The organism is Carboxydocella sp. ULO1 (genome assembly GCF_002049255.1).
GTDB lineage: Bacteria > Bacillota.
The window spans coordinates 1-6569 of sequence record NZ_BDLQ01000159.1; the positions used below are offsets into that span (position 1 = coordinate 1).

The 6569-nt window shown below is 50.3% G+C and carries 8 protein-coding genes; 2 read left to right on the plus strand and 6 right to left on the minus strand.

Features of this window, described 5'->3' with window-relative positions:
* The first annotated feature begins 434 nt into the window (after positions 1-434).
* Positions 435-1349, plus strand: coding sequence for a DUF5667 domain-containing protein (locus ULO1_RS14625; protein WP_143325476.1), 915 nt, complete (start codon positions 435-437; stop codon positions 1347-1349).
* A 60-nt stretch (positions 1350-1409) separates the two neighbouring features.
* On the opposite strand, the gene ULO1_RS14180 is transcribed toward ULO1_RS14625, so the two are convergent.
* The gene (locus tag ULO1_RS14180) at positions 1410-1787 is read right to left on the minus strand and encodes a DUF4342 domain-containing protein (protein WP_159071823.1); all 378 of its coding nucleotides are present in this window, start codon (positions 1785-1787) and stop codon (positions 1410-1412) included.
* Complete coding sequence (recO, locus tag ULO1_RS14185; RefSeq protein ID WP_079907568.1) at positions 1696-2559, minus strand: DNA repair protein RecO; 864 nt, start codon at positions 2557-2559, stop codon at positions 1696-1698. Before recO ends, ULO1_RS14180 begins: the two co-directional genes overlap by 92 nt.
* Positions 2560-2666: 107 nt before the next feature.
* On the opposite strand from recO, the gene ULO1_RS14190 reads away from it, so the two are divergent.
* Positions 2667-3101 carry a DUF2889 domain-containing protein gene (locus tag ULO1_RS14190; protein WP_078664993.1) on the plus strand — a complete coding sequence of 145 codons (435 nt, stop codon included), beginning with the start codon at positions 2667-2669 and terminating at the stop codon, positions 3099-3101.
* On the opposite strand, the gene deoC is transcribed toward ULO1_RS14190, so the two are convergent.
* From deoC to ULO1_RS14210, 4 genes are all read right to left on the minus strand, one after another.
* Entirely contained in the window at positions 3098-3790 is a 693-nt protein-coding gene (gene deoC / locus ULO1_RS14195) for a deoxyribose-phosphate aldolase (RefSeq protein ID WP_078664992.1), read from the minus strand. The genes ULO1_RS14190 and deoC overlap by 4 nt on opposite strands.
* A gap of 73 nt (positions 3791-3863) precedes the next feature.
* Complete coding sequence (era, locus tag ULO1_RS14200; RefSeq protein WP_078664991.1) at positions 3864-4760, minus strand: GTPase Era; 897 nt, start codon at positions 4758-4760, stop codon at positions 3864-3866.
* A 1-nt stretch (position 4761) separates the two neighbouring features.
* Positions 4762-5184, minus strand: coding sequence for a cytidine deaminase (locus ULO1_RS14205; protein ID WP_078664990.1), 423 nt, complete (start codon positions 5182-5184; stop codon positions 4762-4764).
* A gap of 250 nt (positions 5185-5434) precedes the next feature.
* Positions 5435-6569: IS200/IS605 family accessory protein TnpB-related protein (locus tag ULO1_RS14210; RefSeq protein WP_079933794.1), on the minus strand; the 1135-nt coding region annotated here is incomplete at its 5' end.

Genomic DNA, 6569 nt, shown 5'->3' on the forward strand with positions numbered 1-6569 from the left:
TATCGACTATTTTTATTGATTGTTTATTTTCTTTCTCATGCGCTCTCATATTTCTACCTTAACACCCTAAGTTATCCACATCAAGCCTTAAAGCATAATTTCCTAAACATCTAAAAAGCCCGTCCCCGGCCCATCAGGCCAGGGACGGGCTTGCTACCCGCGGTTCCACCCTGGTTGACCGCTAATGCGGTCCACCTCTTTAACTGCAGCTCCCAGGCGCCCTTCACCATCCCCCCTGACCGGGCTTCCACCCTCCCCGGTTCGCTTGGCAGGCTTAAAATGGTTACTCCTCCTGTTCCTCGCTGCGCAAATATGGAATGGTTGTACTTGAAGATTATTAAACAAAAAAATTGTTTTTTTGTCAAGTAGCCCCCTAAAATACCTCTTTTTATCCGTATTATTTGATGACAAATAGAGAAGCGGAGGGATGAAATATGAAAAACTCTGGAAAATTGCTCAGTATCGCTTTATCGACAGCCCTGGCAGTTACCACCCCTGGATTGACCTGGGCCGCCGAGACTGTGTCCAGTCCCCCGGTAATTCAACAATCTGCTGAGGCCGGTGTTACTCCTGACAGCTGGCTCTACCCTCTCGAGAGATTCCTGGAACAACTGCAATTAGCAATTACCTTTTCTGAACAGGCTAAAGCAGAATTATTAGCCACTCTGGCCCAGGAGCGTATGGCTGAAGCTAAAACGATGCAGGCAGCAGGGAAATATGATTTAGCAGTAAAAGCAACCGCTGACCTTGTAACAACTGTACAGACCCTGGAAAATATGCAAACTCAACTGCCGGCAGAAGTAGCAACAACAATTTCGCCCAAAATCCAGGAGGTAAAACAACAGAGTGTAGATACTCTCAACCAGGTATTAGCAAAAGCCCCAGATGAAGCCAGGGATAATCTCGAAGATGTTAAAGACCGTCTGGAATTAATTAAAGAATTTGTCAGTTCACACAAAGAATTACAACAAGCTAAACAGGAAGTTAAAGCAGCTGAAAAAGCTTTAAATGAAGCTATTAACACCAGTAATCCTGAAGCTATAGAAAAAGCACAAGAAAACCTGCAAGAGACTCAGGACAAGCTGAATGAAGCTATTGAAAAACAAGCAGAAGCAAAAGAAGAAATGAAAGAGAAAACCAAAAAAGAAACTGAAAAAGAAAAGAAAAAAGAAAAAGATAGTCTTAATGATGAAGATGAGAATAAACTTGAAACAGATACAACCATAGAAACGAAAACAGAAATATTAACAGAAACGGCGAACCAAAAAGATGACAAAGAGAAAAAAAACGGTGAAAATAATAATGATGACACTCAAAAGGAATATAATGAAGAAGAGTCCAATCGCTAACCAGCCAAAAACGGAGCCGCTCCTTTTGAGGAGACCGGCTCCGTCTGTTATTCCAGGCTGTTATCTTTCATTATTTAATTCCATTTCCAGTCGATAACCTCGATTCAGTAAAGCAGAAATTCCCAGGGCCCCGATAAATGCCGCCCTGGCACTGGTTAAAGTTAAACCCAAAGCGGCTATTCCTGCTGCCGCCGGAAGTTCAGCCAGCACTTTGCCCTCTTTGCTAATCCGGATTTTGGTTTCCGCAGACCACTGCAGTACACTGCGCAAACGCTTCAAAGCCGGTTTTTTCCGCAGCTGGGGCCGTCGTTCTTCCAGCCAGATCAAGGCTTCTGCCAGGTCCCCTTTAGTCGCCTCCAGGGCCCGCCGGGCCTCCCGATAAGTCACCCCTGTTTTCTGCCGCAGAATATCCATTTTTTCGTACAGTTCCATTGCCATCCTGATTCCCCCTTTCATCCCCTAGTATAACCGGAGCCGAAAGGTCTATCAGGGGTCGCTGCAGTTTTATATCTTCCAAATGCTGGCTGGCATGTTCGGCCAGCAGCTGATGAATAGCCTCCAGTTCCGCGGCAGATACCTCCAGAGCAGCCAATTCCGCTGGCTGCAGATAAAAGAAACACCGCAAAAGCCTTTTCAACCGGGGTGAAAGCAAAACTGCTCCTGGATAGGGTGGGCCACAGCATTCCCCGCGCAGTCCTCCCGCAGCCAGGGCCCACCAGGATTTACCAGCCCCTAGTGGCCGCCGGCATTGGACACAGTGGTTAACCTCTGGCCTTAGTCCCAGCACCTGCAAAAACTGGGCTTCTACATAGGTTAAAACCAGGCTGGTATCTAAAGGAGCCAGCAAATGCAGAGCTGCCCCCAGCAATCGATACAGACGCGGGGCCGGTTGCCGCAGGGGCAGGACCCGTTCCCATAACCCCAGCAAATACTGGGCGGAAAGGAGCTTTTCCAGATCCTGTCTGAGCTCCGGAAAGGCAGAAATCAGCTCGCCCTGGTTCAAATGCAGATAATTTGAGCCTTCATAAAGTAAATAGCGGGCATGGATCAGAGGCTGAGCCAGGGCCCGGCGGCGGCTGGCTGCCTTCCTTACCCCTTTGGCTGCTACCTGCACTTTTCCCAGCTCGCGGCTAAACAGGGTCACCAGTAAATCCGCCTCGGACCGGGGTTTGACTGCCAGTACCAGTCCTTCTGTTTGAATCAGTGCCATTATCCTTCTCTCCGTTTCTTATCTTATTTTATATTTTAACAAAGAGAGCAGGATTATAAAACCCGGTGTTGAACTTTAAGATAAAGAAAAGGGAGGAGGAGAGAGAAATGGCGGAATTTTCCCGTACCATGCAGGCAGATTTCAAAAAAATCAGTTCTGAGGTTATCCAGGCTGAACTGAGCATCTGTGACCGCTACCATGACATCAGATTACTGTTATTCATTGGCTTACCGGACTATGAAATCACCAGGGTAGAGGCCAGCTTCCACCGTACCCCCAGCCCCTACTGCCCCCTGATTGAAACCAAACTAAAACAGCTGGTGGGAGTGCGGGTAGCTCGCGGCCTGAACCGCACCCTTAACCAGCTGTTCAGTGGTAGTGAAGGCTGTATTAACATGAAAAATCTGCTGGCAGCTTTTCTGCCGCTGGTCATCAATACTCACCTGGTCAGCGGTGCCAGCAGCGAAGAAGAAGCCCTGGAGACAGTGGCCAGGGAACTGGCCGGAACCTGTGTCGGCTATCCGCCCCGTCCCAGTGATTAGTAGCCACCGTTTACAGTCAATCCGGCCATAATGGCTACTCCGTTACTGGTACCGATGCGATTGGCTCCAGCAGCGATCATGGCCCGGGCCTGTTCTAAGTTGCGCACCCCGCCGGATGCCTTAACTCCGATGGTCGGTCCTACCGTCTTGCGCATTAATTCCACATCAGCCACAGTAGCCCCGCCACCGGCAAATCCAGTGGAAGTTTTGACAAAGTCTGCCCCGGCGTTTACCGCCGCCTGGCAGGCTTTTACTTTTTCCTCATCAGTGAGCAGGCAGGTTTCAATGATTACCTTGACGATAATCTGCCCCGCTTCCTTTTCCAGATTCCGGGCAGCAGCCACCACAGCCCGGATATCCTCCTCTACCAGCTGCCAGTCCCCGGCCTTAGCCGCCCCGATATTGATAACCATATCCACTTCCCTGGCCCCTTCCCGGATAGCCAGTTCTGTTTCCTGGGCCTTGATTTGAGGACGGTTGGCTCCTAACGGAAAACCAATCACAGTACAGACTTTGACCGGACTATCAGCCAGCTCTCTGGCTGCCAGAGCCACATAGGCGGGATTGACGCAAACCGAGGCAAACTCATGCTCCCGGGCCTCCTGACAGAGCTTAATAATCTGTTCCGGTGTGGTTTCCGGTTTCAATAAAGTGTGGTCAATCATAGCAGCGATTTCTCTGGTGTTCATTTCGATACTCCTCCTTTGTAAGATGACAGATGTCTGACTTTTACACCCATAAAAGAATTAGACAAAAACTTGTCTAATCCTCCTCCCGGTAGCCAAATTGCCGTAAAATTTGTTCCCGGTTGCGCCAGTCCTTTTTCACTTTAACCCATAAATCCAGATAAAGTTTGGAACCCAGCAAATTTTCCAGATCCTGACGGGCCAGCTGTCCTACCTGTTTTAACATCCGGCCCTGATGGCCGACAATAATGCCTTTCTGGGATTCCCGTTCCACATAGATATTGGCCCGCACATACACCAGATTGCTGGACCGTTCCTTCATTTCCTCCACTTCAACAGCTACGGAATGGGGTACTTCATCCCGGGTCAGATGCAGGATTTTTTCCCGAATTATTTCTGCCACAATAAAACGTTCCGGGTGATCAGTTACCATATCCGGAGGATAATACATCGGCCCTTCCGGTAAATAGTTGAACAGGACTTCTACCAGCCGGTCCAAATTGTCCCGGTAAAGAGCTGATACAGGGACGATTTCAGCAAAAGGCAGCAAATCCCGGTAGGCTTCGATTATCGGCAAAACCGCCTGCTTATCAGGCAACTGATCGATTTTGTTAACTACCAGCAACACCGGAGTATTAACTTTCACCAGGTGCTCGATAATGAATTTATCCCCTGGTCCGGGCTGGGCAGTAGCTTCCACTACAAAGAGAATGGCATCCACTTCCTTTAAGGTTGAGAGGGCAGCTTGGTTCAATACTTCCCCCAGCCGGTGTTTGGGCTTGTGGATTCCGGGAGTGTCAACAAAAATGACCTGAGCGCTATCTGTAGTATAAATACAGCGAATTTTATTGCGGGTAGTCTGAGGCTTATCGGACATGATGGCCACTTTTTCCCCAACCACACTGTTCATCAAAGTGGATTTACCTACATTGGGTCGTCCGACAATGGCTACAAAACCGGAACGAAAAGCCATCTTACTCCTCCTTTCCTGCGGGCAATGCCCGGGGGCTGAAAAATCCCGGCAATAACTGGGCAGCCGTGGTTAGGCGGTAACTTCCGTCCGGTGCTGCCATTATCACCTGCAGGTCAGGGTTAAATTCCACCATCACCTGGCGGCAAGCGCCACAGGGGGAGCAGGGTTCAGCTATATCTCCCACCAAAGCCAGCGCCACAAAATCCCTTTCTCCTTCCGCAACAGCCCTGAAAATAGCAGTCCGCTCAGCACAATTGGTCAAACCATAAGAGGCATTTTCCACATTGCAGCCCTGATATATGCGGCCAGATTTACCCAGCAGCGCTGCCCCTACCCGAAAGTGGGAATAGGGTGCATAGGCCTTTTGCTGGGCGTTAATGGCTTCACTGATCAGCTGCTGGATTTGCTGTTCCGTTAGTTTCATGTCAATCCTGGTTCAAAAAACTTGACTGTTTTTATCTCCAGCCAAGTTGGCCCCCAGACCAGGATTTCGCCTCCTTTCCGAATACTTGATTTGCCCCCGCGGGGCAGGGCGACAGGGGACCTCGGCCCGGGAGTTCCACCCGGACGGGAGTACTGCACCGGTTTATGCTGACCTCCCGGTGGGAGTATAACTCCGCCTCCCGCGTCCTGTTAGGACGCCTACCGGTTTGTCCGACACCGGCTAAACGGGGTCACCGTACGGACAGGGCCAATAACTTCAGGTCAGGCCAGACGGAGTTATACGCCTCCTGCTCACTCTGGACAAGCCCGTTATGCACAGAAAGCCTCTCCTCCAGCCGCCTCAAGCAGGCCCTGACCCCACGGGTCATCCCTTTTCCTTCCCCAGGTCTATCAGGATTAACCTTCCGGGTCAGGTTTTGCTTGATTTGCGATACCAGTTGCCTGAGTTCTTCAGTCACCCGTTCCCTGAACCCCATTGCCCGACGACCTATAACCAGTGCCGCCGCGCAATGCACCGGAACGGCGTAACGTTTCATATACTTCCAGTAACCTATGGTTGAAGTATGCCGGGGTGATACTAACTTGAAAGGCACCCCTTCTTTTGTCGCTCTCCGATACATTGCTCCTACCATTTTCGCAAATGGAAAGTTAGAAGCCATGCGGTTAAACTTTTTATTAGTGTCCAGTCTGTCTTTGCCAAAGTTCAGGTTTTCTAAAACAATGGGTTTGCCTGAAAAGAATGCTATATCTACCACTACTCTGGCTAAAACGCCTATCAGGTAGCTACGCCGGAAGCTGGAAGTATGGGCTAAGTCTGGTATTCTGATATAAAGAAAGCCGTTCGGGTAAGGGATAACCTGAAACTCTCCTTCGTACTTGCCCAGGTTGCCGGGATAAGGAACGCTGAAGCCCTCCGGCCACGGCTCCGGCTGGCCGGAAGCGCTAACGTTACACAGGGCTACCCCATCAGGGTTTGTGTCTATAGCCAGACAACCTTTAGCAAAGTCCGGTTCCTGCACCCTGACCACTTCAAATGTCAAATGTACCAAGTAGCGTCCTTCCAGGGTACGGATCAGTTCTACCGCATAGGGTAACTTCATGGTCAGCCATATCTGCACCAGTTCCCGGTGTTTTTCCGGCAGCCACAACTTACCCTCAACCCTGGGGGCCTGGCTCATCCTGGGGCGACCAAGTTTATCTATGCCTGTCTGTTCAGAAAGGTGGGAGAGGGAAACCGCCAGGCGGAAGTCCTGTTCGCCATAAAATATCTTAATGTTGGGGTTGCCTCCCTTGCTCTCGTCTCCCCGGGAGTAGAGGCGGTTCCTGCGGGCGTGCCGCCATTTTTCACGGGCGGCCCGGCCCTGG